38 protein-coding genes are annotated in these 23,951 nt (G+C 51.5%); 31 read left to right on the forward strand and 7 right to left on the reverse strand.

The window, feature by feature from the left end:
• From G544_RS20875 to rplQ, 29 genes are all read left to right on the forward strand, one after another.
• Nucleotides 1-195: EF-Tu C-terminal domain-related protein (locus G544_RS20875; protein WP_036024235.1), on the forward strand; the 195-nt coding region annotated here is incomplete at its 5' end.
• Between the two features lie 325 nt (nucleotides 196-520).
• On the forward strand, nucleotides 521-832 hold the full coding sequence (gene rpsJ / locus G544_RS0116730; RefSeq protein ID WP_001181005.1) for a 30S ribosomal protein S10: 312 nt from the start codon (nucleotides 521-523) through the stop codon (nucleotides 830-832).
• A gap of 32 nt (nucleotides 833-864) precedes the next feature.
• The gene (gene rplC / locus G544_RS0116735; RefSeq protein WP_027275658.1) at nucleotides 865-1,494 is read left to right on the forward strand and encodes a 50S ribosomal protein L3; all 630 of its coding nucleotides are present in this window, start codon (nucleotides 865-867) and stop codon (nucleotides 1,492-1,494) included.
• Nucleotides 1,495-1,510: 16 nt separating this feature from the next.
• Nucleotides 1,511-2,116, forward strand: coding sequence for a 50S ribosomal protein L4 (gene rplD / locus G544_RS0116740; protein ID WP_027275659.1), 606 nt, complete (start codon nucleotides 1,511-1,513; stop codon nucleotides 2,114-2,116).
• Nucleotides 2,113-2,415, forward strand: a complete 303-nt coding sequence (rplW, locus tag G544_RS0116745; protein ID WP_027275660.1) for a 50S ribosomal protein L23 — start codon at nucleotides 2,113-2,115, stop codon at nucleotides 2,413-2,415. Before rplD ends, rplW begins: the two co-directional genes overlap by 4 nt.
• Before the next feature lie 18 nt (nucleotides 2,416-2,433).
• On the forward strand, nucleotides 2,434-3,258 hold the full coding sequence (rplB, locus tag G544_RS0116750; RefSeq protein ID WP_027275661.1) for a 50S ribosomal protein L2: 825 nt from the start codon (nucleotides 2,434-2,436) through the stop codon (nucleotides 3,256-3,258).
• Nucleotides 3,259-3,272: 14 nt separating this feature from the next.
• The gene (rpsS, locus tag G544_RS0116755; RefSeq protein ID WP_027275662.1) at nucleotides 3,273-3,551 is read left to right on the forward strand and encodes a 30S ribosomal protein S19; all 279 of its coding nucleotides are present in this window, start codon (nucleotides 3,273-3,275) and stop codon (nucleotides 3,549-3,551) included.
• 13 nt (nucleotides 3,552-3,564) lie between these two features.
• Nucleotides 3,565-3,897 (forward strand): 50S ribosomal protein L22, encoded by a 333-nt coding sequence (gene rplV / locus G544_RS0116760; RefSeq protein WP_027275663.1) that lies wholly within the window; start codon nucleotides 3,565-3,567, stop codon nucleotides 3,895-3,897.
• Nucleotides 3,898-3,914: 17 nt separating this feature from the next.
• On the forward strand, nucleotides 3,915-4,616 hold the full coding sequence (gene rpsC, locus G544_RS0116765) for a 30S ribosomal protein S3 (RefSeq protein ID WP_027275664.1): 702 nt from the start codon (nucleotides 3,915-3,917) through the stop codon (nucleotides 4,614-4,616).
• A 12-nt stretch (nucleotides 4,617-4,628) separates the two neighbouring features.
• Nucleotides 4,629-5,039 (forward strand): 50S ribosomal protein L16, encoded by a 411-nt coding sequence (gene rplP / locus G544_RS0116770; RefSeq protein ID WP_027275665.1) that lies wholly within the window; start codon nucleotides 4,629-4,631, stop codon nucleotides 5,037-5,039.
• Entirely contained in the window at nucleotides 5,039-5,230 is a 192-nt protein-coding gene (rpmC, locus tag G544_RS0116775; RefSeq protein WP_027275666.1) for a 50S ribosomal protein L29, read from the forward strand. Before rplP ends, rpmC begins: the two co-directional genes overlap by 1 nt.
• The gene (gene rpsQ, locus G544_RS0116780) at nucleotides 5,230-5,484 is read left to right on the forward strand and encodes a 30S ribosomal protein S17 (RefSeq protein WP_027275667.1); all 255 of its coding nucleotides are present in this window, start codon (nucleotides 5,230-5,232) and stop codon (nucleotides 5,482-5,484) included. The genes rpmC and rpsQ overlap by 1 nt, the downstream gene beginning before the upstream one ends.
• 162 nt (nucleotides 5,485-5,646) lie before the next feature.
• Nucleotides 5,647-6,018, forward strand: a complete 372-nt coding sequence (gene rplN / locus G544_RS0116785; RefSeq protein WP_027275668.1) for a 50S ribosomal protein L14 — start codon at nucleotides 5,647-5,649, stop codon at nucleotides 6,016-6,018.
• Between the two features lie 10 nt (nucleotides 6,019-6,028).
• A complete protein-coding gene (rplX, locus tag G544_RS0116790) occupies nucleotides 6,029-6,343 on the forward strand; it encodes a 50S ribosomal protein L24 (protein ID WP_027275669.1) in 315 nt (104 codons plus the stop codon).
• A gap of 15 nt (nucleotides 6,344-6,358) precedes the next feature.
• Nucleotides 6,359-6,898 (forward strand): 50S ribosomal protein L5, encoded by a 540-nt coding sequence (gene rplE / locus G544_RS0116795; protein WP_027275670.1) that lies wholly within the window; start codon nucleotides 6,359-6,361, stop codon nucleotides 6,896-6,898.
• A 14-nt stretch (nucleotides 6,899-6,912) separates the two neighbouring features.
• A complete protein-coding gene (rpsN, locus tag G544_RS0116800; protein ID WP_027275671.1) occupies nucleotides 6,913-7,218 on the forward strand; it encodes a 30S ribosomal protein S14 in 306 nt (101 codons plus the stop codon).
• Nucleotides 7,219-7,249: 31 nt separating this feature from the next.
• Nucleotides 7,250-7,642 carry a 30S ribosomal protein S8 gene (rpsH, locus tag G544_RS0116805; RefSeq protein ID WP_027275672.1) on the forward strand — a complete coding sequence of 131 codons (393 nt, stop codon included), beginning with the start codon at nucleotides 7,250-7,252 and terminating at the stop codon, nucleotides 7,640-7,642.
• 13 nt (nucleotides 7,643-7,655) lie between these two features.
• On the forward strand, nucleotides 7,656-8,189 hold the full coding sequence (gene rplF, locus G544_RS0116810; protein ID WP_027275673.1) for a 50S ribosomal protein L6: 534 nt from the start codon (nucleotides 7,656-7,658) through the stop codon (nucleotides 8,187-8,189).
• A gap of 9 nt (nucleotides 8,190-8,198) precedes the next feature.
• On the forward strand, nucleotides 8,199-8,552 hold the full coding sequence (gene rplR, locus G544_RS0116815; protein ID WP_027275674.1) for a 50S ribosomal protein L18: 354 nt from the start codon (nucleotides 8,199-8,201) through the stop codon (nucleotides 8,550-8,552).
• 14 nt (nucleotides 8,553-8,566) lie between these two features.
• Nucleotides 8,567-9,067, forward strand: a complete 501-nt coding sequence (gene rpsE / locus G544_RS0116820; RefSeq protein ID WP_027275675.1) for a 30S ribosomal protein S5 — start codon at nucleotides 8,567-8,569, stop codon at nucleotides 9,065-9,067.
• Nucleotides 9,068-9,073: 6 nt separating this feature from the next.
• Nucleotides 9,074-9,253, forward strand: a complete 180-nt coding sequence (gene rpmD, locus G544_RS0116825) for a 50S ribosomal protein L30 (RefSeq protein ID WP_027275676.1) — start codon at nucleotides 9,074-9,076, stop codon at nucleotides 9,251-9,253.
• A 3-nt stretch (nucleotides 9,254-9,256) separates the two neighbouring features.
• Nucleotides 9,257-9,691 (forward strand): 50S ribosomal protein L15, encoded by a 435-nt coding sequence (gene rplO / locus G544_RS0116830; protein WP_027275677.1) that lies wholly within the window; start codon nucleotides 9,257-9,259, stop codon nucleotides 9,689-9,691.
• A 7-nt stretch (nucleotides 9,692-9,698) separates the two neighbouring features.
• Nucleotides 9,699-11,027, forward strand: coding sequence for a preprotein translocase subunit SecY (secY, locus tag G544_RS0116835; protein ID WP_027275678.1), 1,329 nt, complete (start codon nucleotides 9,699-9,701; stop codon nucleotides 11,025-11,027).
• Between the two features lie 34 nt (nucleotides 11,028-11,061).
• Complete coding sequence (gene rpmJ, locus G544_RS0116840) at nucleotides 11,062-11,175, forward strand: 50S ribosomal protein L36 (protein WP_027275679.1); 114 nt, start codon at nucleotides 11,062-11,064, stop codon at nucleotides 11,173-11,175.
• A 152-nt stretch (nucleotides 11,176-11,327) separates the two neighbouring features.
• Nucleotides 11,328-11,684 (forward strand): 30S ribosomal protein S13, encoded by a 357-nt coding sequence (gene rpsM, locus G544_RS0116845; protein ID WP_027275680.1) that lies wholly within the window; start codon nucleotides 11,328-11,330, stop codon nucleotides 11,682-11,684.
• Between the two features lie 16 nt (nucleotides 11,685-11,700).
• Complete coding sequence (gene rpsK / locus G544_RS0116850; RefSeq protein WP_027275681.1) at nucleotides 11,701-12,090, forward strand: 30S ribosomal protein S11; 390 nt, start codon at nucleotides 11,701-11,703, stop codon at nucleotides 12,088-12,090.
• Nucleotides 12,091-12,122: 32 nt separating this feature from the next.
• Nucleotides 12,123-12,743, forward strand: a complete 621-nt coding sequence (rpsD, locus tag G544_RS0116855) for a 30S ribosomal protein S4 (RefSeq protein WP_027275682.1) — start codon at nucleotides 12,123-12,125, stop codon at nucleotides 12,741-12,743.
• Between the two features lie 25 nt (nucleotides 12,744-12,768).
• Nucleotides 12,769-13,758, forward strand: coding sequence for a DNA-directed RNA polymerase subunit alpha (locus G544_RS0116860; RefSeq protein WP_027275683.1), 990 nt, complete (start codon nucleotides 12,769-12,771; stop codon nucleotides 13,756-13,758).
• A gap of 40 nt (nucleotides 13,759-13,798) precedes the next feature.
• Nucleotides 13,799-14,188 (forward strand): 50S ribosomal protein L17, encoded by a 390-nt coding sequence (gene rplQ / locus G544_RS0116865; RefSeq protein WP_027275684.1) that lies wholly within the window; start codon nucleotides 13,799-13,801, stop codon nucleotides 14,186-14,188.
• Between the two features lie 83 nt (nucleotides 14,189-14,271).
• Here rplQ and G544_RS0116870 read toward each other — a convergent pair whose 3' ends face one another.
• Nucleotides 14,272-15,531 carry a tetratricopeptide repeat protein gene (locus G544_RS0116870; protein WP_027275685.1) on the reverse strand — a complete coding sequence of 420 codons (1,260 nt, stop codon included), beginning with the start codon at nucleotides 15,529-15,531 and terminating at the stop codon, nucleotides 14,272-14,274.
• Between the two features lie 159 nt (nucleotides 15,532-15,690).
• Between G544_RS0116870 and zntR the strand changes: the two genes are divergently transcribed.
• Together zntR and G544_RS0116880 are read left to right on the forward strand one after the other, a co-directional pair.
• Nucleotides 15,691-16,134: a Zn(2+)-responsive transcriptional regulator gene (gene zntR / locus G544_RS0116875; protein ID WP_027275686.1), complete on the forward strand. Its 444-nt coding sequence runs from the start codon at nucleotides 15,691-15,693 to the stop codon at nucleotides 16,132-16,134.
• 68 nt (nucleotides 16,135-16,202) lie between these two features.
• Nucleotides 16,203-16,424, forward strand: coding sequence for an alternative ribosome-rescue factor A (locus G544_RS0116880; RefSeq protein ID WP_027275687.1), 222 nt, complete (start codon nucleotides 16,203-16,205; stop codon nucleotides 16,422-16,424).
• Here G544_RS0116880 and G544_RS0116885 read toward each other — a convergent pair.
• From G544_RS0116885 to G544_RS20880, 6 genes are all read right to left on the reverse strand, one after another.
• A complete protein-coding gene (locus tag G544_RS0116885) occupies nucleotides 16,421-17,566 on the reverse strand; it encodes a CdaR family transcriptional regulator (RefSeq protein WP_027275688.1) in 1,146 nt (381 codons plus the stop codon). The genes G544_RS0116880 and G544_RS0116885 overlap by 4 nt on opposite strands.
• 70 nt (nucleotides 17,567-17,636) lie before the next feature.
• Nucleotides 17,637-18,797, reverse strand: a complete 1,161-nt coding sequence (locus G544_RS0116890) for a glycerate kinase (RefSeq protein WP_027275689.1) — start codon at nucleotides 18,795-18,797, stop codon at nucleotides 17,637-17,639.
• Between the two features lie 56 nt (nucleotides 18,798-18,853).
• Nucleotides 18,854-20,038, reverse strand: a complete 1,185-nt coding sequence (locus tag G544_RS0116895) for a thiolase family protein (protein WP_027275690.1) — start codon at nucleotides 20,036-20,038, stop codon at nucleotides 18,854-18,856.
• 10 nt (nucleotides 20,039-20,048) lie between these two features.
• On the reverse strand, nucleotides 20,049-20,786 hold the full coding sequence (gene fabG / locus G544_RS0116900; RefSeq protein WP_027275691.1) for a 3-oxoacyl-ACP reductase FabG: 738 nt from the start codon (nucleotides 20,784-20,786) through the stop codon (nucleotides 20,049-20,051).
• A 28-nt stretch (nucleotides 20,787-20,814) separates the two neighbouring features.
• The gene (locus tag G544_RS0116905) at nucleotides 20,815-22,401 is read right to left on the reverse strand and encodes an acyl CoA:acetate/3-ketoacid CoA transferase (RefSeq protein WP_027275692.1); all 1,587 of its coding nucleotides are present in this window, start codon (nucleotides 22,399-22,401) and stop codon (nucleotides 20,815-20,817) included.
• A gap of 31 nt (nucleotides 22,402-22,432) precedes the next feature.
• Nucleotides 22,433-23,803 carry an MFS transporter gene (locus G544_RS20880; protein WP_051155810.1) on the reverse strand — a complete coding sequence of 457 codons (1,371 nt, stop codon included), beginning with the start codon at nucleotides 23,801-23,803 and terminating at the stop codon, nucleotides 22,433-22,435.
• Nucleotides 23,804-23,951 lie beyond the last annotated feature (148 nt).

Raw genomic sequence — 23,951 nt, forward strand, 5'->3', positions numbered from 1 at the left:
TTCTACTTCCGTACGACTGACGTGACAGGCACCATCGAACTGCCGGAAGGCGTAGAGATGGTAATGCCAGGCGACAACATTCAGATGACCGTAAGTCTGATTGCGCCGATCGCAATGGACGAAGGTCTGCGCTTCGCAATCCGCGAAGGCGGCCGTACCGTTGGTGCGGGCGTTGTTGCCAAGATCGTTAAGTAATTTATTTTACTTGAAGATTAGAAAAGGGCGCTTCGGCGCCCTTTTTGCTGCCTGAAATATGTCTACCCGTTCCGCAGTAGGTAATTAATTCTACATAGCACTTGCGATGTGGGCGTAAATCTGTACAATGCTCAGGCCTGCATCGCATGTCGGTGCGGTACGGTGTTCAATTGAGCGCCGTGTCCACGACGCTTTTCGTTATGCCAAGTGGCAACAATACTCCCGATATGGGGGTTATATGAAGAACGATTACACTCCCCCATCAATCGAAATGGGTGCGAGTAGTAATTTTTTACGTTTATAAAACAATTGGAGCTCTGGTCTCATGCAGAACCAAAGAATCCGTATCCGCCTGAAAGCGTTTGATCATCGTCTGATCGACCAGTCAACCGCGGAAATCGTCGAGACTGCTAAGCGCACTGGCGCTCAAGTACGTGGTCCGATCCCACTGCCAACCCGCAAAGAGCGTTTTACCGTTCTGATCTCTCCGCACGTTAACAAAGACGCGCGCGATCAGTACGAAATTCGTACTCATAAGCGTTTGGTTGACATCGTTGAGCCAACTGAAAAGACGGTTGATGCTCTGATGCGTCTGGATCTGGCTGCCGGTGTTGACGTGCAGATCAGCCTGGGTTAATCAGGTCATTGAGCGATTGAGAGGTTGAAACAATGATTGGTTTAGTCGGACGTAAAGTAGGAATGACCCGTATCTTCACCGAAGAGGGTGTGTCTATTCCTGTTACTGTTATCGAAATTGAAGCGAACCGCGTTACTCAGGTTAAAGATCTGGCTAACGATGGATACCGTGCCGTACAAGTAACTACCGGTAGCAAAAAAGCTAACCGCGTTCTTAAGCCGGAAGCGGGTCATTTCGCTAAAGCTGGCGTTACTGCCGGTCGTGGTCTGTGGGAATTCCGTCTGAACGACGGTGAAGAATTCGCCGCTGGCCAAGAAATTAACGTTGATATCTTTGCCGACGTTAAGAAAGTTGACGTTACCGGGACTTCTAAAGGTAAGGGCTTCGCTGGTACTACTAAGCGTTGGAACTTCCGTACTCAGGACGCTACCCACGGTAACTCTTTGTCACATCGCGGTCACGGTTCTATCGGTCAGAACCAGACGCCGGGTAAAGTGTTCAAAGGTAAGAAAATGGCAGGCCACCTGGGTGATGAGCGCGTAACCGTTCAAAGCCTGGAAGTAGTTCGTGTTGACGCTGAGCGCAACCTGCTGCTGGTTAAAGGCGCTGTTCCTGGGGCTACCGGTAGCGATCTGATCGTTAAACCGGCTGTGAAGGCGTAACGTCGAGGAGATAGGAATGGAATTGGTAATTAAAGACGCGCCTGGCGCGCTGACTGTTTCCGAAACTACCTTCGGACGTGATTTTAATGAAGCTCTGGTTCACCAGGTTGTTGTTGCTTATGCAGCGGCAGCTCGTCAGGGAACCCGTGCTCAGAAAACCCGCGCTGAAGTAACCGGTTCAGGTAAAAAGCCGTGGCGCCAAAAAGGCACCGGCCGTGCACGCTCTGGCTCAATCAAGAGCCCGATCTGGCGTTCTGGTGGCGTAACGTTCGCCGCTCGTCCGCAAGATCACAGCCAGAAAGTGAACAAAAAGATGTACCGCGGTGCACTGAAGTGCATTCTGTCTGAGCTGGTACGTCAAGAGCGTCTGATTGTTGTTGAGAAGTTCACTGTAGAAGCACCGAAAACCAAGCTGCTGGTACAGAAATTGAAAGAAATGGATCTGGATGACGTACTGATCGTGACCAGCGAAGTCGAACCGAACCTGTACCTGGCTGCAGGCAACCTGCACAAGGTTGACGTTCGCGACGTAGCCGGTATCGACCCGTTCAGCCTGATCGCTTTCGATAAAGTGGTGATGACTGCTGATGCTGTGAAGCAAGTAGAGGAGATGCTGGCATGATCCGTGAAGAACGCCTGCTGAAAGTCCTGCGCGCACCACACGTTTCTGAAAAAGCCTCTGGCGCAATGGAAAAGCACAATACTATCGTGCTGAAAGTTGCTAAAGATGCGACAAAAGCGGAAGTGAAAGCTGCCGTTCAGAAGCTGTTTGAGGTTGAAGTCAATGACGTTCGCACCCTGATCGTTAAGGGTAAAGTGAAGCGTCATGGTCAGCGTGTTGGTCGTCGTAGCGACTGGAAAAAAGCTTACGTCACGTTAAAAGAAGGCCAGAATCTGGACTTCATTGGCGGCGCAGAGTAAGCGGAGGATTGAAATACCATGGCAATTGTTAAGTGTAAGCCAACGTCTCCGGGTCGTCGCCACGTCGTTAAAGTGGTTAACCCTGAGCTGCACAAGGGCAAACCTTATGCCCCATTGCTGGAAAAGAACAGCAAAACAGGTGGCCGTAATAACAATGGCCGTATCACCACTCGCCACATTGGTGGCGGTCATAAGCAGCACTATCGTTTAGTTGACTTTAAGCGCAACAAAGACGGTATCGCAGCTGTTGTTGAGCGTCTTGAATACGATCCGAACCGTTCCGCGAATATCGCGCTGGTTCTGTATAAAGACGGCGAACGCCGTTATATTCTTGCGCCCAAAGGCCTGAAGGCCGGTGACCAAATCCAATCCGGTGTTGATGCAGCCATTAAGGTAGGTAACTGCCTGCCGATGCGCAACATTCCCGTTGGTTCTACGGTTCACAACGTTGAAATGAAACCAGGTAAAGGCGGCCAAATGGCTCGCTCTGCCGGCGGTTACGTTCAAATCGTTGCCCGTGAAGGTTCTTACGTCACTATCCGTCTTCGTTCCGGCGAAATGCGTAAAGTGCTTGCTGACTGCCGCGCCACCTTAGGTGAAGTAGGCAACTCTGAGCACATGCTGCGCGTACTGGGTAAAGCTGGCGCCAGCCGTTGGCGCGGTATTCGTCCGACCGTTCGCGGTACGGCGATGAACCCGGTAGACCACCCGCACGGTGGTGGTGAAGGTCGTAACTTTGGTAAGCACCCGGTTACTCCGTGGGGCGTACAGACCAAGGGTAAGAAGACTCGTAGCAACAAGCGTACCGATCAATTCATCGTACGTCGCCGTAGTAAAAAATAATTAGAGGATAAGCCATGCCACGTTCTCTCAAGAAAGGTCCATTTATTGACCTGCACTTGCTGAAGAAGGTAGAGAAAGCGGTGGAAAGCGGAGACAAAAAGCCTGTTAAGACTTGGTCCCGTCGTTCAACGATCTTTCCAAATATGATCGGTTTGACCATCGCTGTCCATAATGGTCGTCAGCACGTACCAGTCTTTGTAACCGACGAAATGGTCGGCCACAAGCTGGGCGAATTCGCGCCGACTCGTACTTATCGCGGCCACGCGGCTGATAAAAAAGCCAAGAAGAAATAAGTAGGAGGAAGAGATGGAAACTATCGCTAAACATCGCCACGCTCGTTCTTCTGCACAGAAGGTTCGCTTAGTCGCTGACCTGATTCGCGGTAAGAAAGTGTCGCAAGCTCTGGAAATTTTAACCTACACCAACAAGAAAGCTGCTGAGTTGGTTAAAAAAGTACTTGAGTCTGCCATTGCAAACGCAGAACACAACGATGGCGCTGACATTGATGATCTGAAAGTCGCCAAGATTTTTGTCGACGAAGGTCCTAGCATGAAGCGCATTATGCCTCGTGCAAAAGGCCGTGCAGATCGCATCCTGAAGCGCACCAGCCACATCACTGTGGTTGTGTCCGATCGCTGAGACTCTGGAGAATAGCAATGGGTCAGAAAGTACATCCGAATGGTATTCGACTGGGTATTGTTAAGTCTTGGAACTCTACCTGGTACGCCAATACCAAAGAATTCGCTGATAACCTGGACAGCGACTTTAAAGTTCGCCAGTTCCTGAATAAAGAACTGGATAAAGCTTCCGTTTCTCGCATCGTTATCGAGCGTCCCGCTAAGAGCATCCGTGTGACTATTCACACCGCTCGTCCGGGCATCGTTATCGGCAAGAAAGGGGAAGACGTAGAAAAGCTGCGTAACGCTGTGGCGTCTATCGCCGGCGTGCCTGCGCAAATCAATATCGCCGAAGTTCGTAAACCAGAACTGGACGCAAAGCTGGTTGCTGACAGCATCACTTCTCAACTGGAGCGTCGCGTGATGTTCCGTCGTGCGATGAAGCGTGCCGTTCAGAACGCAATGCGTATTGGCGCTAAAGGTATCAAAGTGGAAGTCAGTGGCCGTTTAGGCGGCGCTGAGATCGCGCGTACCGAATGGTACCGTGAGGGTCGCGTTCCGTTGCACACTCTGCGTGCGGATATCGACTATAACACTTCTGAAGCGCACACCACTTATGGTGTAATCGGCGTTAAAGTGTGGATCTTCAAAGGTGAGATCTTGGGTGGTATGGCTGCAGTTGAACAACCGGAAAAACCGGCTGCTCAACCTAAAAAGCAGCAGCGTAAAGGCCGTAAATAAGGAGCGTCGCTGATGTTACAACCAAAGCGTACAAAATTCCGTAAAGTGCACAAGGGCCGCAACCGTGGTCTGGCTGCCGGTGCGGATGTGAGCTTCGGCACTTTCGGTCTGAAAGCTGTTGGCCGCGGTCGTCTGACTGCTCGCCAAATCGAGGCGGCACGTCGTGCCATGACACGTGCAGTTAAGCGTCAAGGTAAAATCTGGATTCGCGTATTCCCAGACAAACCTATCACAGAAAAGCCGCTTGAAGTTCGTATGGGTAAAGGTAAGGGTAACGTAGAATACTGGGTAGCCCTTATTCAGCCGGGTAAAGTCCTGTATGAAATGGACGGCGTTCCGGAAGAAATCGCCCGCGAAGCGTTCAAGCTGGCAGCAGCAAAACTGCCGATTAAAACCACCTTTGTAACTAAGACGGTGATGTAATGAAAGCAAAAGAGCTGCGTGAAAAAAGTGTTGAAGAGCTGAACACTGAGCTGCTTAACCTGCTGCGTGAGCAGTTTAACCTGCGCATGCAAGCGGCGAGCGGCCAGCTGCAACAGTCTCACCTGTTGAAGCAAGTGCGTCGTAACGTTGCACGTGTGAAAACTTTACTGACTGAGAAGGCGGGTGCGTAATGACTGATAAAATCCGTACTTTGCAAGGTCGTGTTGTTAGCGACAAGATGGAGAAATCCCTTGTTGTAGCGATTGAGCGTATGGTGAAGCACCCGGTATATGGTAAGTTCATCAAACGTACGACTAAGCTGCACGTACATGACGAGAACAATGAATGTGGAATCGGCGATCTGGTGGAAATCACTGAATGCCGTCCGCTGTCTAAGACTAAGTCTTGGACGCTTGTTCGAGTTGTAGAGAAAGCGGTTCTGTAATAAAGTATCGCTTTCCTCATAAGATAAACGGCTCAGTTAATGGGCCGTTTATTTTTTCTACCCAACGTCGGTAAGCGGTGGTATAATGCCGCGCCCTGATGTATGGGGGATTTTAAACGACCCGTGAGGGTCCTAAGTAGTTGACATTAGCGGAGCACTAAGATGATCCAAGAACAGACTATGCTGACCGTCGCTGACAACTCCGGCGCGCGTAGCGTAATGTGTATCAAGGTTCTGGGTGGATCGCACCGTCGCTACGCTGGCGTGGGCGACATCATCAAAATTACCATCAAGGAAGCAATTCCTCGCGGTAAGGTTAAAAAAGGTGATGTCCTCAAGGCGGTAGTGGTGCGCACCAGAAAGGGTGTTCGTCGCCCTGACGGATCTGTCGTTCGCTTCGATCGCAATGCTTGTGTGTTGTTAAACAACAACAGCGAGCAGCCGATCGGTACGCGTATTTTCGGGCCGGTGACTCGTGAACTTCGTTCTGAAAAGTTCATGAAAATCATCTCATTAGCGCCAGAAGTACTGTAAGGAGCGAACCATGGCAGCGAAAATCCGTCGTGATGACGAAGTTATCGTGTTAACCGGTAAAGATAAAGGTAAGCGCGGTAAAGTTAAGAGTGTCCTGTCTTCCAGTAAGATTGTTGTTGAAGGTATCAACCTGGTTAAGAAACATCAGAAGCCTGTACCGGCTCTGAACCAACCGGGTGGCATCGTTGAAAAAGAAGCCGCAATTCAGGTTTCTAACGTTGCAATCTACAATGCATCTACAGGCAAGGCTGACCGTGTAGGCTTTCGTTTTGAAGACGGCAAAAAAGTCCGTTTCTTCAAATCTAATAGCGAAACTATTAAGTAAGTTGGAGTAGTTACGATGGCGAAACTGCATGATTACTACAAAGAACAGGTAGTAAATAAACTGGTAGAACAGTTTGGCTACAAATCTGTCATGCAAGTCCCTCGGGTCGAGAAGATTACCCTCAACATGGGTGTTGGTGAAGCGATCACTGACAAGAAACTGCTGGATAATGCAGCAGCTGACTTGGCAGCGATTTCCGGTCAAAAGCCGCTTGTCACCAAAGCCCGTAAATCTGTTGCAGGCTTCAAAATCCGTCAAGGGTATCCGATCGGCTGTAAAGTAACCCTGCGTGGCGAACGTATGTGGGAATTCTTAGAGCGACTGATCTCTATTGCTGTACCTCGAATCCGTGACTTCCGTGGCCTAAGCGCCAAGTCATTTGATGGCCGTGGTAACTACAGCATGGGCGTGCGTGAGCAGATCATCTTCCCAGAAATCGACTATGACAAAGTCGATCGTGTACGTGGTTTGGACATTACCATCACCACTTCCGCGAAATCTGACGAAGAAGGCCGCGCTCTGCTGGCTGCCTTTAACTTCCCGTTCCGCAAGTAAGGTAGGGTTGACTCATGGCTAAGCAATCAATGAAAGCACGCGAAGTTAAGCGTGTAAAATTGGCTGATAAGTTCTTCGCTAAGCGCGCTGAACTGAAAGCAATCATCTCTGATGTGAACGCATCTGACGAAGACCGTTGGAATGCAGTGCTCAAGCTGCAAACGCTTCCTCGTGATTCCAGCCCAAGTCGTCAACGTAACCGTTGTCGTCAAACAGGTCGTCCTCACGGCGTCCTGCGTAAGTTTGGGTTAAGCCGTATTAAGGTCCGTGAAGCCGCTATGCGCGGTGAGATCCCGGGTCTGAAGAAGGCTAGTTGGTAATTTCACCATTGAATCACGGGAGTAAAGACAGATGAGCATGCAAGATCCGATCGCGGATATGCTGACCCGTATTAGAAACGGTCAGGCCGCGAACAAAGTTGCGGTCACTATGCCTTCCTCCAAGCTTAAAGTGGCTATTGCCAATGTGCTGAAGGAAGAAGGCTATATCGAAGAATATAAAGTTGTTGGCGACACCAAGCCCGAACTGGAACTCGTACTGAAGTACTTCCAGGGCGCGCCGGTCGTAGAAAGCATCCAGCGTGTAAGCCGCCCTGGTCTGCGCATCTATAAGAAAAAAGATGAGCTGCCAAAAGTTATGGCCGGTTTAGGGATCGCTGTTGTTTCTACCTCTAAAGGTGTTATGACCGATCGTGCAGCTCGCCAGGCAGGTCTTGGTGGCGAGATTCTCTGCTACGTAGCTTAATCAGGAGGAAAAAATGTCACGTGTTGCTAAAGCACCCGTCGTTATTCCTGCTGGTGTAGAGGTAAAACTCAACGGTCAGGCTATAACAATTAAAGGTAAAAACGGCGAGCTGTCGCGTACAGTCCATGACGCCGTCGAAGTTAAGCAGGATAACGGTGCGTTAACGTTCGCTCCTCGCGAAGGTTTCGCTAACGGGTGGGCCCAAGCTGGTACCGCTCGCGCCCTGATTAACGGAATGGTTGTCGGTGTTACTGAAGGCTTCACTAAGAAGCTACAGCTGGTAGGCGTAGGCTACCGCGCAGCGATTAAGGGTAATGCAGTAAGCCTGGCATTAGGCTTCTCTCACCCCGTTGAGCATGTTCTGCCTGCAGGCATCACTGCTGAATGCCCGAGCCAAACTGAAATCGTACTGAAAGGTGCCGATAAGCAGTTAATTGGTCAGGTGGCTGCAGATTTGCGTGCCTACCGTCGTCCTGAGCCTTACAAAGGCAAGGGTGTCCGTTACGCCGACGAAGTCGTGCGTACCAAAGAGGCTAAGAAGAAGTAAGGTAACACTATGGATAAGAAAGCAGCTCGTATCCGTCGTGCGACCCGCGCACGTCGTAAGATTAAAGAACTGTGTGCGACTCGCCTGGTGGTTCACCGTACTCCGCGCCACATTTACGCACAGGTTATCGCACCGAACGGTTCTGAAGTTCTGGTTGCAGCCTCTACCGTAGAGAAGGCGATTGCAGAGCAAGTGAAATATACCGGAAACAAAGACGCTGCCGCATTAGTGGGTAAAGCTATTGCAGAGCGCGCGTTGGCGAAAGAGATCTCTAAGGTGTCTTTTGACCGTTCTGGTTTCCAATATCATGGTCGAGTCCAGGCGCTGGCAGATGCTGCCCGCGAAGCTGGCCTTCAGTTCTAAGGTAGGGGTGTAAGATGTCTCACATCGAAAAACAGGCTGGAGAACTGCAGGAAAAGCTGATCGCGGTAAATCGCGTATCTAAAACCGTTAAGGGTGGCCGTATTTTCAGCTTCACCGCACTGACTGTAGTGGGTGATGGCAACGGTCGCGTAGGTTTTGGTTACGGTAAAGCGCGTGAAGTTCCAGCAGCGATTCAGAAGGCGATGGAAAAAGCCCGTCGCAATATGATCAACGTTGCACTGAATGGCGGTACTCTGCAGCATCCGGTTAAGGGTGTTCACACGGGTTCTCGCGTGTTCATGCAGCCGGCATTTGAAGGTACCGGTATTATCGCCGGCGGTGCAATGCGCGCCGTTCTGGAAGTCGCCGGAGTACGTAACGTATTGGCTAAAGCCTATGGTTCTACTAACCCGATCAACGTGGTTCGTGCAACTATGGACGCTTTGGAAAATATGAAGTCTCCTGAGATGGTCGCCGCTAAGCGTGGCAAGACCGTCGAAGACATTCTGGGGTAATCAGCAATGGCAAAGACTATCAAAATTACTCAAGTTCGCAGCTCAATCGGCCGTCTGCCTAAGCATAAGGCAACGCTGGTCGGTTTAGGTCTGCGTCGTATCGGTCACACTGTAGAACGCGAGGATACTCCTGCCGTTCGCGGTATGATCAATCGTATTTCCTATATGCTTAAAGTGGAGGAGTAAGAGATGCGTTTAAATACTCTGGCTCCGGGCGAAGGCTCAAAACACGCTCCTAAGCGTTTAGGTCGCGGTATCGGTTCTGGTCTGGGTAAAACCAGCGGCCGTGGTCACAAAGGTCAGAAGTCTCGTTCTGGCGGTGGCGTACGTCGCGGGTTTGAAGGCGGCCAGATGCCTTTATACCGTCGTTTACCGAAGTTCGGTTTCACTTCTCGCAAGGCGATGGTGACGGCAGAAGTTCGTCTGTCCGATCTGGCCCGCGTTGAAGGCGACGTGATTGACCTGAACGTGCTGAAAGCGGCTAACGTTGTCGGTATCGAGATTGAGTTTGCGAAAGTTATGCTTTCCGGCGAAATCAAGCGTCCGGTTACCGTTCGCGGTCTGCGCGTATCTAAAGGTGCTCGCGCTGCGATTGAAGCCGCTGGCGGGAAAATTGAGGAATAAGTAGCAGATGGCTAAGCAACCAGGATTAGATTTTCAAAGTGCGAAAGGCGGTATAGGCGAGCTCAAGCGCAGACTGTTGTTTGTGGTTGGTGCTTTGATCGTTTTCCGCATCGGCTCTTTTATTCCGATCCCTGGTATTGACGCCACTGTGCTTGCCAAGTTACTCGAGCAGCAAAGAGGGACCATCATTGACATGTTCAACATGTTCTCTGGTGGCGCCCTCAGTCGTGCCTCTGTCTTTGCGCTGGGCATTATGCCGTACATTTCTGCCTCTATTATCGTGCAGCTGCTGACTGTGGTTCATCCAAAGTTAGCAGAGCTGAAAAAAGAGGGAGAGTCTGGCCGTCGCAAGATTAGCCAGTACACGCGTTATGGCACGTTAGTTCTGGCCATATTCCAATCAATCGGTATTGCTACCGGTTTACCGAATATGGGAATGCCTGGCCTGGTGATTAACCCGGGCTTTGCGTTTTACTTTACTGCGGTTGTGAGTCTGGTTACGGGAACCATGTTCCTGATGTGGCTGGGTGAGCAAGTGACTGAGCGGGGTATCGGAAACGGTATTTCGATCATCATTTTCGCCGGTATCGTAGCGGGGCTGCCTACCGCAATTGGGCAGACTATCGAGGATGCTCGGCAGGGTGAGCTACATGTTCTTCTGCTACTGTTGGTTGCTGTTTTAGTATTCGCAGTAACGTTCTTTGTTGTGTTTGTTGAACGTGGTCAGCGTCGTATCGTCGTTAACTACGCCAAGCGCCAGCAGGGGCGTCGCGTATACGCAGCTCAGAGCACTCACTTACCGTTGAAAGTAAACATGGCGGGCGTTATTCCTGCAATTTTTGCTTCAAGTATCATTCTGTTCCCGGCAACTATTGCTTCGTGGTTCGGCGGTGGTACCGGTTGGAGCTGGTTGACAACAATTTCTATGAATTTGCAACCCGGTCAACCGCTTTATGTGTTACTCTATGCGGCCGCAATCATATTCTTCTGTTTCTTCTATACGGCGTTGGTCTTCAACCCTCGTGAAACAGCGGATAACCTGAAGAAGTCCGGTGCGTTTGTACCAGGGATTCGTCCGGGAGAGCAAACGGCTAAATACATTGATAAAGTAATGACTCGTCTGACTTTCGTCGGCGCGATGTACATTACCTTTATCTGCCTGATCCCGGAGTTCATGCGTGATGCGATGAAAGTACCCTTTAACTTTGGCGGTACTTCTCTGTTGATTGTCGTCGTCGTCATCATGGACTTTATGGCTCAAGTGCAAACTCTGATGATGTCAAGTCAGTACGAGTCTGCATTGAAGAAAGCAAACCTGAAAGGCTACGGCCGTTAATTCGGGCTAGCTTGAGAAGTTACGGAGAGTTAAAATGAAAGTTCGTGCTTCCGTCAAGAAACTGTGCCGCAACTGCAAAATCATCAAGCGCCACGGCATCGTGCGCGTGATTTGCGTTGAAGCAAAGCATAAGCAGCGTCAAGGCTGATTTAAGCTTTTAGCATTTTTTTCTTGCAAAGTATGGTTGAGCTGGCTAGATTAGCCAGCCAATCTTTTGTTGTGTAACCACAGCACTATTTGAGTATCCTGAAAACGGGCTTTTCAGAGTAGTGCTGTGATATTAAATTGTAGGAGTGCATAGTGGCCCGTATAGCAGGCATTAACATTCCTGATCACAAACATACCGTTATTGCATTAACTGCGATCTTCGGCATCGGCAAAACCCGCTCACAGGCTATCTGTAAAGCGTCTGGTATTGCCGAAAATGTTAAGATCAGTGAACTGTCTGAAGAGCAAATTGACACACTGCGTGACGAAGTTGCCAAGTACACCGTCGAAGGCGATCTGCGTCGTGAAGTTACCATGAGCATCAAGCGTCTGATGGACCTTGGTTGTTACCGTGGTATGCGTCATCGTCGCGGTCTCCCGGTTCGCGGTCAGCGTACCAAGACTAACGCTCGTACCCGCAAGGGTCCGCGCAAGCCGATCAAGAAATAATCGGGGTGATTGAATAATGGCAAAAGCACCTGTTCGTGCACGCAAGCGTGTAAGAAAGCAAGTTTCTGACGGTATGGCTCATATCCATGCATCTTTCAACAACACCATCGTAACCATTACCGATCGTCAAGGTAATGCGCTGGGTTGGGCAACGGCCGGTGGTTCCGGTTTCCGTGGTTCTCGTAAATCCACTCCGTTTGCTGCTCAAGTAGCCGCAGAACGCTGCGCAGAAGCAGTTAAAGAGTACGGAATTAAGAATCTGGAAGTGATGGTAAAAGGACCAGGTCCTGGTCGTGAGTCGACTATCCGCGCTCTGAACGCGGCTGGTTTCCGCATCACTAATATTACTGATGTGACTCCGATCCCTCACAACGGTTGTCGTCCTCCTAAGAAACGCCGCGTATAACGCCTCGTTTCTAGGTTTGTTGGAGAAAGAAAATGGCTAGATATTTGGGTCCTAAGCTCAAGCTGAGCCGTCGTGAGGGCACCGACTTATTCCTTAAGTCCGGCGTTCGCGCGATCGATACCAAGTGTAAAATTGAACAAGCTCCTGGTCAGCACGGTGCGCGCAAGCCTCGTCTGTCTGACTATGGCGTACAGTTACGTGAAAAGCAGAAAGTTCGTCGTATTTACGGCATTCTGGAGCGTCAATTCCGTAATTATTATAAAGAAGCAACCCGTCTGAAAGGCAACACCGGTGAAAACCTGCTGTGTCTGCTGGAAGGCCGTTTGGACAACGTAGTTTACCGTATGGGCTTCGGCGCCACTCGTGCAGAAGCACGTCAGCTGGTTAGCCATAAAGCCGTAATGGTTAATGGCCGCGTTGTTAACATCGCTTCTTTTCAGGTATCTCCGAATGACGTAGTCAGCGTACGTGAGAAAGCGAAAAAGCAATCACGTATTAAGGCTGCTTTAGAGCTGTTTGAACAGCGCGAAAAGCCGACTTGGATCGAAGTTGATGCTGCAAAGATGGAAGGCGTTTTCAAACGTAATCCTGAGCGCACCGATCTGTCTGCGGACATTAACGAACACCTGATCGTCGAACTTTACTCTAAGTAAAGTTTAGTACCAAAGAGAGGACACAATGCAGGGTTCTGTGACAGAGTTTCTAAAACCACGCCTGGTGGACATCGAACAACTGAGTTCGACTCACGCCAAGGTGACCCTTGAGCCGTTAGAGCGTGGCTTCGGCCATACTCTAGGTAACGCACTACGCCGCATTTTGCTGTCATCCATGCCGGGATGTGCGGTGACTGAGGTTGAGATTGATGGTGTACTTCATGAGTACAGCACCAAAGAAGGCGTCCAGGAAGATATCCTGGAGATCCTGCTCAACCTGAAAGGGCTGGCGGTGAAAGTTCATGGTAAAGATGAAGTTATTCTTAGCTTGAATAAGTCTGGCATTGGCCCTGTGACTGCAGCCGACATCACCCATGACGGTGATGTTGAAATCGTCAAACCTCAGCACCTGATCTGTCACCTGACCGATGAAAACGCATCTATTAGCATGCGTATCAAGGTTCAGCGTGGTCGTGGTTATGTGCCGGCTTCTGCCCGTATTCATACGGAAGAAGACGAGCGCCCAATCGGTCGTCTGCTGGTTGACGCCTGCTACAGCCCCGTAGAGCGTATTGCCTACAACGTTGAAGCAGCGCGCGTTGAGCAGCGTACCGACTTGGACAAGCTGGTTATCGAGATGGAAACCAACGGCACGATCGATCCGGAAGAATCGATCCGTCGTGCGGCAACCATTCTGGCCGAACAGCTCGAAGCTTTTGTTGACCTACGTGACGTACGTCAGCCGGAAGTTAAAGAAGAGAAGCCAGAATTCGATCCGATCCTGCTGCGCCCGGTTGACGATCTGGAACTGACTGTCCGCTCCGCTAACTGCCTCAAGGCAGAAGCTATCCATTACATCGGTGATCTGGTACAGCGTACCGAAGTTGAGCTGTTAAAAACGCCTAACTTGGGTAAAAAATCTCTTACCGAGATTAAAGACGTGTTGGCCTCCCGTGGTCTGTCTCTGGGCATGCGCCTGGAAAACTGGCCGCCGGCTAGCATTGCTGACGAGTAACCGGATCGCAGGTTAAGGTTTTACTGAGAAGGATAAGGTCATGCGCCATCGTAAGAGTGGACGTCAACTGAACCGCAACAGCAGTCATCGCCAAGCCATGTTCCGCAACATGGCAGGTTCTTTAGTTCGTCATGAAATCATCAAGACGACTCTGCCTAAAGCGAAAGAACTGCGTCGCGTGGTTGAACCACTGATTACACTTGCCAAGGCTGATAGCGTTGCTAACCGTCGTCTGGCATTCGCCCGTACTCGTGATAACGAAATCGTGGCAAAACTGTTTAATGAGCTTGGCCCGCGTTTTGCGAGCCGTGCCGGTGGTTACACTCGTATTCTGAAGTGTGGCTTCCGTGCTGGTGATAACGCTCCGATGGCTTACATCGAGCTGGTTGACCGTGCAGAAAAAGCTCCAGAAGAAGCAGCAGCAGAGTAATCTGTCGCTGTATGAGAAAGCCGGGTTTATCCCGGCTTTTTTACGCTTATCGTTAGCCCCACGAGGACCGTTTAGACATTTCCTTATGTGCCAGTATTTCGGATGGACCATTTCCCGTCGTTGATATGTTCCAGTATAAAAAATGGAAGATATTCTCTCCACGCGCCGCTGTGGACTTTTGAGCGATAGACACACTGCCTGACGCCGTTTTCATCCAGTATTTCCCACGTTTGCATTTCACCGTCGGCCAGAGGGCTGTTTACTTCCGCGAGTTGATAGCTGGCGTTGCTGCCAACGTGAAACCTTTTTGTTTTCCAGCGGATGGGGGGATGTGCGGGGAAAGGCTTGGCATGGTGAAAGCCGAAAATATCATCATGAGAAAGAAGGCTTTGTTTAACCGTTGGCCAGAGGTATTCGCGCAGAAAATACTGGTCAACAAAGCGCTCATGAGCTGGCCTTTTGGCCAAATAGTCGCGCGTCATCTCGACAACTGAGGGTATATTTTCGTTATGGCAGCCGCCCCATAGTCCTGCCAGTATAAGCTCGGTATGGGTAAAGTAATCGCGGATATGATGATACCAGCTGTCGCCGTGTATCCATTCCTCTATTGCTGCCTGTTCGCGCTCCGACAGTAAAGAGTCAGCGTCGCGAATAATATAACGCTTTATTTTCGGATCGTTGATGACCAAAAAGCGCCACATCAGGGGCGGTAGCGCTTTCTTTACTTCCTCTTCCACGCGGATGACCGTTGCGCCGGCCTGCCGTAAACGAGTTTGGACGCTCTCAGGTACGGTATCGTCCAGATAGAAGCGGCTTTGCCAACTCGGAAGCAGCGTTTTACTGACGTTTGCGTTCATGACGGCCGTTTCACAGTAGCGGGGTGCGGCACCAAATAGCGTAAAGGAGATGACGTTCTCTTCCGGGTTGTTTGGATTGAACGTGGGCGGCGCTTCAGTGGGGATTGTGTAGGCTTTTCCGCGCCCAAAGACGCAGTCCGCCCGCTCAAGCGACATGAGGCCGTATCGCTTAACATCTTCCAGTCGGTTTAGCCAACCGCTAGCTTCCGCCATTCCGTCTAACGTAGTTGTGGGTAAACGTTCAGGGGCCGTTGTATCGATCAGGCGCCTGTAGATTTTATATGCCTTCTCATACTCGCCCGTGCGCATCAGGCAAAGCGCGTAGCTGGCCTGCACGTCGGGGTTTTTGGGCATTATTTTTAGCGTGGCTTCGGCAAGCGCTTTACCTTGCTGATAGTTTGCTTGCCGCATGGCTTCTTTAAACTGAGAGGCTAACTGGAGAAAGCGTTGCTCCTGCTTGGCTCTGTTATTCTGAACTGGCCGCATAGATGGATATCCCTATCTAAGTAAGTGGTCATTTACGGCGCTATTTGGGGAAAGCGCACCTTTTCAAAATATCGAAAGTGGGGTAATGGTATGCTATTCCCACGGCTCTCATCATCCTAACATGGGGAATGCCGATTCACGATAGCGCGGGGGGACGCAATGTACCGTATTGGACAAATAGCCAAGCTGGCAGGGGTAACGCCGGATACTATTCGCTACTATGAAAAACAGAATATGATGTCTCACGACGTTCGTACTGAAGGCGGCTATCGCCTGTACACCGAACAGGACTTACAGAGGCTGAAGTTCATTCGCTATGCTAAACAGCTTGGGTTCACGCTGGAGTCGATAGCCGAGCTGCTCTCTATCCGGGTTGAACCCGAACAGCATACCTGTCAGGAATCAAAATCGATCGTTGAAGCTCGGCTGGCAGAAGTTGAACAAAAGCTCGAAGAGCTTGAAAAGATGCGGACTTCCCTAAGGCGGCTCAGCGATGCATGCTGCGGTAAGGCCCATAGCTCAGCCTATTGCTCTATTCTTGAGGCCCTGGAACAGGGGGCGACCAGCAATTTGCCCCGCGTTGACCTGCGTAAGAAACGATAGCCAGTTTGTTTTTTTTGATCTATGATGCGCGCGTTTTATAACCGTCTGACTGACTTAATGAGGTGTCTATGTCAAGCTATAAGCACAAGAAGGGGAAAATCCGGCATAACGCGCTGGAAGCGCTGCTCCACGATCCGCTGTTTCATCAGCGTATAGAAAAAGCAGAAAAGGGGAAAGGCAGCTATCGGCGTAAAGAAAAACATGCAGGAAAAGCGGGCTGGGAGGCTGGAGATAAAACGAGGGAAAACGTCCTTTTATCTCCAGCCTTCTGCCTTTCTGCTCTGGCCTAACTGTTATTCCTTTCTGAACGGCTATCCTCCTGATAGTAGTGCAGGGCGATGGTTAACTGGCAAAGCTCTTTAAACACAAAAGGATCCAGCGACGTGATCTCCTTTATTTGGTGAAGGCGATAGCTTAGCGTATTGCGATGGATACCGAGTTTTTGCGACGTAGCGTTGATTTCGGCATTGTTGTCTATATAGGCAGCCAGCGTTTTAAGCAGCGTTTGCCCGCTGTTTTGAGCCAGCATTTTGTTTAGATGATGATGGTAGTAGAGCGTGAAGTGGCTGCTCTTAGCCTCGCTTAACAGGCCGCAAAAAGCCAGCCGCTTTCCGGAGACGACCCGCAAATCAGGGTAGGAAGATCTTGCGTGGCTCAGCATCTCTTTAAGCATAAAAATGGACTGGCGAAATGCCCCCGGCCCGTTTGATTCCACGCCGACGGCAATCGTATAGTGGCTGAGCTGCGTTTCCAAAAATGCATTGATTTTGTCTACGGCCAGATCCGAACGATTGGGGTTGGAGACAAGAAGCAAGATCTCGTCATGGCTGAGCAGGATAACCTTTTGGGACTGTAGGATCTTGGACATCTCATTGAGGATGTTATCAATCGTTTTGCCCTGCAGGTTGCCCCCGGTTTCTATGTTGATAAGCAGCGGTACGAGGGCTTCTTCCAGGCTGATGTCCTGTTGTTCCAGTTGAGACAGGATATCTTTCTCGCGCTCCGCGTCATTTAGCTCAATATACTGTTTTATCAAGAGGTCTCTGATGCGGTACTGCCAGTTGATTTCTCGAATATCCAGCGACTGTTTGATTAGCAGTTCCGCGGCCAGAATAGCGAGTTCGGCGTAGCGGCCGATTGCGACCGGATTGCCGCTGATGCCAATGACCATCACCACCCGATCGTCTACGATAATCGGATGATTAATACCGGGCTGTACGTTTTGATACTTTGCCGCCTGCTGTGGCGTTTCAATCGTCATTCGCTGGCGGCTCTTGATTACCTCATAGGCCACCTCATGGCGCTCGCCGATCCGATGATTTTCACCAGAGGCGATAATGATCCCCTGATGGTCAATGACGTTTACATTATGATGAATAATCCCCATCGCGCGTTTAACGATGGTGTTTGCGAGTTCCGGCGAAATCAGCATGCGTATGTCCTGTGAGTGTTCATTATTCAATCATAATGCGAAATCGCGAGCCGGCGCGGAGCTTGTCTCATTATTGAGATGAAAGTCTTGAACCGACCGTCAGAGTTCGGATTAAGGACTCGGCCGTATCGGCCAGCAGCGCCTGTGCATTTTGCATTGCATCATCCAGCGAGATAGGTCGCGGACAGATTGACCACATGGCGTCGATATGGTGCTGATGGAGTAGGGCTGCGCCCTCACCCAACGAACCGGCGATGGCGATAACCGGTTTGTTGTTAGCCGCAGCCAATGCCGCGACGCCAACCGGCGCTTTACCGTAGCTGCTTTGTTCATCCAGCTTGCCTTCTCCAGTAATGACCAGATCTGCGTCGCTAATAATTTTCTTTGCGTTTAGTAGCTCCAACACCAGTTCAATGCCTGGCCTTAGCGTGGCGTTCGTGAACCAAAGCAGGGCTGCGCCCATGCCCCCTGCGGCTCCTGCGCCAGGCGTAGAATTAACGTCTCTGCCTAACGCCTGCGTAAGAACTCGATGATAATTTTCCATTCCCCGTTCCAGCTCGGTAAGCTGAGCCGTATTTGCGCCTTTCTGTGGCCCGTAAATCCAGGTCGCTCCTGTGGAACCCAACAGTGGGTTATTTACGTCGCAGGAGGCTTCAAAGCGTACGGTTGAAGCTTCAGGATGCAGTTGGCTAACGTCAATGCGCGCTACCCGAATCAAGTCTTCGCCGCAGGCCGGTGTAGGAATTAGCCGTTCGTCTTTGTCATAGAAACGCGCTCCAAGCGCCTGTGCGAAGCCGATCCCGCCGTCATTTGTTGCGCTGCCGCCCAGGCCGATAATGATATGGGCGCTTCCCTCATCGAGCGCATGCCTTACTAACTGCCCCAGTCCGAATGAGCTTGCCTTGGACGCGTTGCGCTGTGCTTTAGGCGTTAGTTCAAGGCCGCAGGCCTGAGCCATTTCGATGATGGTTTTTTGTCCTTCAAGGCTGAAATACTCGGCCTGAATCGCCTGCCCGTAGGGACCGATGACGTTCAGAGAGCGCTTTACTTTTCCGGGGAGAGAAGGGCTCTCATCCAAGATCTGTAGTAATCCTTCTCCGCCGTCAGCGATGGGAAGCTGATAGATGCCGATGTCTTTACGGTAGCGCATGATGCCGCTGGCGATGGCTTGGCAGGCCTGTAGTGCGCTGCAGCTTCCTTTAAATGAATCAATGGCGATGACAATTTTCATCTTGCATCCTTAGGGGCAGAAATGGGAATAGGCGGGGGCTTTCGCCCCCGACCGCGTTACCGTTCGCGTTCAAACAGCACTGATATGCCCTGGCCTCCGCCAATGCACATGGTTGCTAAACCGGTATTAACACCGCGGCGCTCCATCTCATACATCAGCTTGACGGAGATGATCGCCCCGCTGGCGCCGACCGGGTGTCCTAGCGCGATGGCTCCGCCGTTAACGTTCACTTTGGTGGGATCGAGCTTGAGATCGTTGATAACGGCGAGCGACTGCGCGGCGAAGGCCTCGTTGAGTTCAATCAGGTCAACGTCATGTACGGACATATTGAGCTTGTTCATCAGCTTTTTGGTTGCCGGCGCCGGGCCGAAGCCCATGATTTCGGCTTCACAGCCGGCAACGGCCCAGCCGCGTATGACCATACGGATCGGGAGCCCTAGTTCCTCAGCCTTTGCTCTGGTCGTGATAACCAAAGCGCCTGCGCCATCGTTGATGCCTGATGAGGTGGCCGCCGTTACCGTACCGTCCTTTTTGAACGCAGGCTTCAGCTGTGCGTATTTTTCCCTTGGCGTATCGCGCGGATGCTCGTCTACGCTAAAGGCTCGGGTCGTTTTACCTTCACGCACTTCGATAGGGAGGATCTGCGATTCAAAATGGCCGGCTTGAATGGCCGCCAGGGCCTTTTGCTGGCTGCTCCAGGCGAATTCATCCATCTCCTCGCGGGTGATATTAAAGCGTTCGGCAACGAATTCAGCGGTCATACCGTTGTGGTAAGGCCCCTCCGGCCAGGTCAGAATGGAAATGATACCGTCCTGAAGTTCGCCGTCGCCGAGGCGATAGCCATAGCGCGCTTTGCGAATGTAGAAGGGGAGCTGCGTCATGTTCTCCGTACCGCAGGCGACGGTGATGTCCGCATTGCCGGTTTGCAGCGCCATCATGCAGTCGACAATCGCCTGCAGTCCCGATCCGCACTGACGGTTAACGGAGTAGGAGGTGGTGCCGTTGGGCAGCCCTGCTCGTAGCTGGCACACGCGGGCAATAAAACCGCTTTCGGCTATTTGGCCGACGTTGCCGACCACGACTTCGTCGATTTGCTCCGGCTTAAGCCCGGCCCTTTGCACCGCTTCGCGAATGACGGCAGCGCCGAGGTCGTGTTGGTGAATGTCTTTAAAGCTTCCACCCATCGTACCAATGGCGGTGCGAACGCCGCTAACAACTACAATATCGTTTGGCTTTTTCATTTCTATCTCCTTAAAGCACCATGCCGCCGCCGACGTTAATCACTTCGCCATTGATATAGCGAGCTTCATCGGAGGCTAGAAACGCAACGCACTGGCCAACGTCCTTTGGATCGCCTGCGTATCCTGCGGGGATTTTGCTTACCATGATGTCCCAGACTTTTTCCGGCACGCCTTTGGTCATGTCAGTTTCGATAAAGCCTGGGCAAATGGCGTTAACGGTTATGCCCTTACGGGCCAACTCGCGGCAGGCGGTTTTAGTTAGGCCCACTACGCCGGCTTTTGATGCGGCATAGTTTGCCTGGCCGATGTTGCCAAGCCAGCTGGCGGAAGAAATATTTATAATGCGTCCATTTCCGCGCTCCCTCATGCGAACGGCGGCTTCCTGCATGCAGTAAAAGGTGCCTTTAAGGTTGACGTCCATCACCAGATCCCAATTTTCTTCCGTCAGCTTGTGCAGCATGGCATCCCGGTTGATACCTGCGTTGTTAACCAGAATGTCTATTGGTCCCAGTACTTCTTCTGCTTCGATAAACAGACGGTTGACCTCTTCACGTTTGGCGATGTTGCAGGGAATGAAAATAGCCTTATGGCCAGCTTTAATGAGCGCTTGGGCCGTTTTTTCTCCGCCCTCTTTATCGACATCGCAGATAACGACGGCCGCGCCGCGCTCGGCGAGAACCTGAGCGATGCCGCGACCCAGGCCGCGGCTTGAGCCGGTAACGATGGCAACTTTATTACTTAATGACATAGGGTACTCCTTAGTATGTTGAATCTGTTTAGCGGTTGGCTGCCGCGGCCAGCGCCTGCGTGAGGCCGAAGTTTTCTTCTTTGAACAGTGCGGGGTCCATCAGCGCGAGCGGTTCGGCGATCAGCGGCTTAAACTCCATCTGCTGTAGGACGTCTTTTTCCAGATCGATGCCGGGGGCGATTTCAATCAGCATCGGACCTCGTTCTGTAAGCTCGAAAACCGCGCGCTCGGTGACCAGATGCATTTTCTGCCCTTTGGCGCGGGCTATTTCTCCGTTGTAGGAAATCTGGTTGATATCCTTTACCAGCTTTTTCACCGTGCCTTCCTGCACGATGTTGACCTTGCCGTCACGAAACTCGACCTCGAGTCCTTTGGCTGTGAAAGTGGAACAAAACACGACGTGGCGAGCGTTTTGCGTGATATCAATGAAGCCGCCGGCACCGGTACAGCGGTCACCCATTTTGGTTGCGTTGATATGTCCGTTAGCGTCCATTTCTCCCGCGCCCATGTAGGTGATGTCGACGCCGGCGCCGTTGTAATAGAGCATCTGTTCCTGATGATTAATCATGGCCGTCAGGTTTTTTCCGATGCCAAAGTCAATGCCGCCGGCCTGTACGCCGCCGTAAATGCCCGATTCAACGGTGATAGTGACGTCTTCGGCTGCGCCTTCCTCGTGAATGATGACGCCAATAACGTCGTTGGGTATTCCTGTACCCAAGTTAATAACGCATCCCGGATAGAGGAACTGACAGGCGCGGCGACCGATAGCTTTACGCACGTTCAGCGACAGCCTTTCCGTTTCTCCAACCGGGGAAACCAGTTCTCCGCAGTAGGCCGGGTCGTAGTACCAGGAGGACGTCTGGCGGTGATCCTCTTGGGGGTTATCGCAGACGACGATGGCATCGATAAAGTTGCCGGGAACGACGACGCGTTTGGGGTGAAGCGTTCCTTTCTGCGCCAGATTTTTTACCTGGGCGATAACCTTGCCGCCAAACCGCTTGGCGGCAAGAACGGCCTGAATGACTTCAAGCTTCATTGCCTCTTCTTCACAGGTCAGGTTGCCGTCAGTATCGGCGGTGGTACCGCGAATAATGACGACATCCAGCGCAATAGCGGGATAGAACAGGTATTCCTCTTCACGCATTGTCACAACCTCAACTAAGTGAGGCAGGCTGCGCGTTCTGTCGTTCATTTGGCCGCCTTCCTGGCGGGGATCGATGAACGTGCCCAGCCCAACTTTTGACAGATAGCCCGGCTGACCGGCCGCCATTGCGGCGTAGAGGTGGACAATTTGTCCCTGAGGTAGACAAAACGCTTCAACGCTATTGGCGGCGATTCGCTCCATCCACTTGGGGGCGAGCCCCCAGTGGGAGCCGATGATGCGCTTTACCATTCCATGGTGGACGAAGTGTTGGTTACCACGGTCGCGGTTAGATTGACCTGCTGAGTGAATGTAGGTCAGATCGTGCGGTGAACCTGTTTCAAGAAAGCGTTTCTCCAGCGCTTTAAGTACAGACTCGGCTGCGCCTATGAGAGTCATACCGATGGTACAGACGGTAGCGCCGTCCTTGATGAGTTCTGCGGCCTGCTGTGCCGTGATAACTTTGCTTTTCATAAATCCTCTGCTGTGTAGCTGCGTTTATTCACTATCCACGTTGTTCGGTTACGGGCGCGTCGTTTGGTACCGAAGGGGCATTTCCGCTCTCGTTCTGGTTTTCCTTAGCGCTGGGAGGCTGCTTCACTACGGCTGCACCAATCGTGGCACAGGCTAAAAGCGCAACGGCGAACCATAGCCCGGCGCCAGGGGAGCCGGTCATATCTTCCAGCAGGCCAAATACGTAGGGGCCGACAAAGCCTCCGGTGATCCCCAGACAGGCCAGCAGACCAAGCCCTCCGGCCAGCATATTTCCGCTCATCAGCGTTGCCGGGTAGGTAAAAATGATCGACTGAACGACAAAGAACATAGAGGCGCCGATGCAAAAGCCGATAAGCCCAAGCACTGGTCCGCCCAGCGCACCGATGACGAAACCGATAGCCATAGACATAAAGCCGGAGATCAGCATGGTTTGAGAACGCTTAGCGGTATTTGCGTACTTAGGCAGGAAAAACCCTCCGAGCGCGGCGGCAATCCACGGAATGGCGGTTAAAAGCCCAAGCGTGAAGGTGCTCATTTCTCCATAGTTGCGAATGATGCTCGGCAGAAAGTAGGTCAGGCTGTAAACGGAAATCTGGTGGGTAAAGTAGATGGCGACGATCAGCAAGAAAGTCTTATTGGTGAACGCCGTTTTAAAAGAGAATTTTTGGTCCCTGTCTACGCCGACGGGACGTTCGGACTCCAACGTCGTCTCAATATAGTTGACGTCTTCCGGCGTCAGCCATTTCGCATCGCGAGGCCTGTCGGGCAAGACGGCGTAAACGTAGAACGCTAGCAGTACGGCGGGAACACCTTCGACGATAAACATCCATTGCCAGCCGTGTAACCCACCGACGCCGTCGAGCATCAGCAGCGCGCCGCCCAGCGGGGCGCCGATAATATTGGCAATGCAGACGCCGAGCAGGAACATGCCCACGGCGCGCGCTCTTTCCTGGCGGCCAAACCAATAGGTCAGATAAAGAATAATGCCCGGATACAGGCCCGCTTCTGCGGCGCCAAGCAGCAGGCGCATAACGTAAAATGAAACGGGGCCTGTGACAAACGCCATCCCGGCGGAGATCAATCCCCACGTGATCATGATGCGGGTGATCCAAAAGCGCGCCCCGACGCGGGCCATAATCAGGTTACTGGGAATTTCCATCGTGGAATACGTCAGGAAAAACAGGCCGGCGCCAAGGCCGTAGGCCGTAGCGGAGAGCCCAAGATCGATAGACATCGACGCTCGGGCAATGCCGATGTTAGTACGGTCGATAAAGCTGACGATGTAGACGATAATCAGCAGCGGCATTAAGTGCTTATACACTTTTGCGTTGGTTATTGCCGCCTGGCTAAGCGAGGCGACTTTTGACTGTATATTTGACATGGTTAATATTCTCCCCTCGGTGTAGAGGTTATTAATCTGTGTAGGGTGTTATTAGCCTCATTATTTTTCGGGTGTAGCCGACCTACGCTTGAATAAACGCGTTTTTATCTTTTTAGGCTAACGTTAGAGCTAGGAACGTTTCTCCTTT

Source organism: Leminorella grimontii ATCC 33999 = DSM 5078, from assembly GCF_000439085.1.
GTDB classification, from domain to species: Bacteria; Pseudomonadota; Gammaproteobacteria; order Enterobacterales; family Enterobacteriaceae; genus Leminorella; species Leminorella grimontii.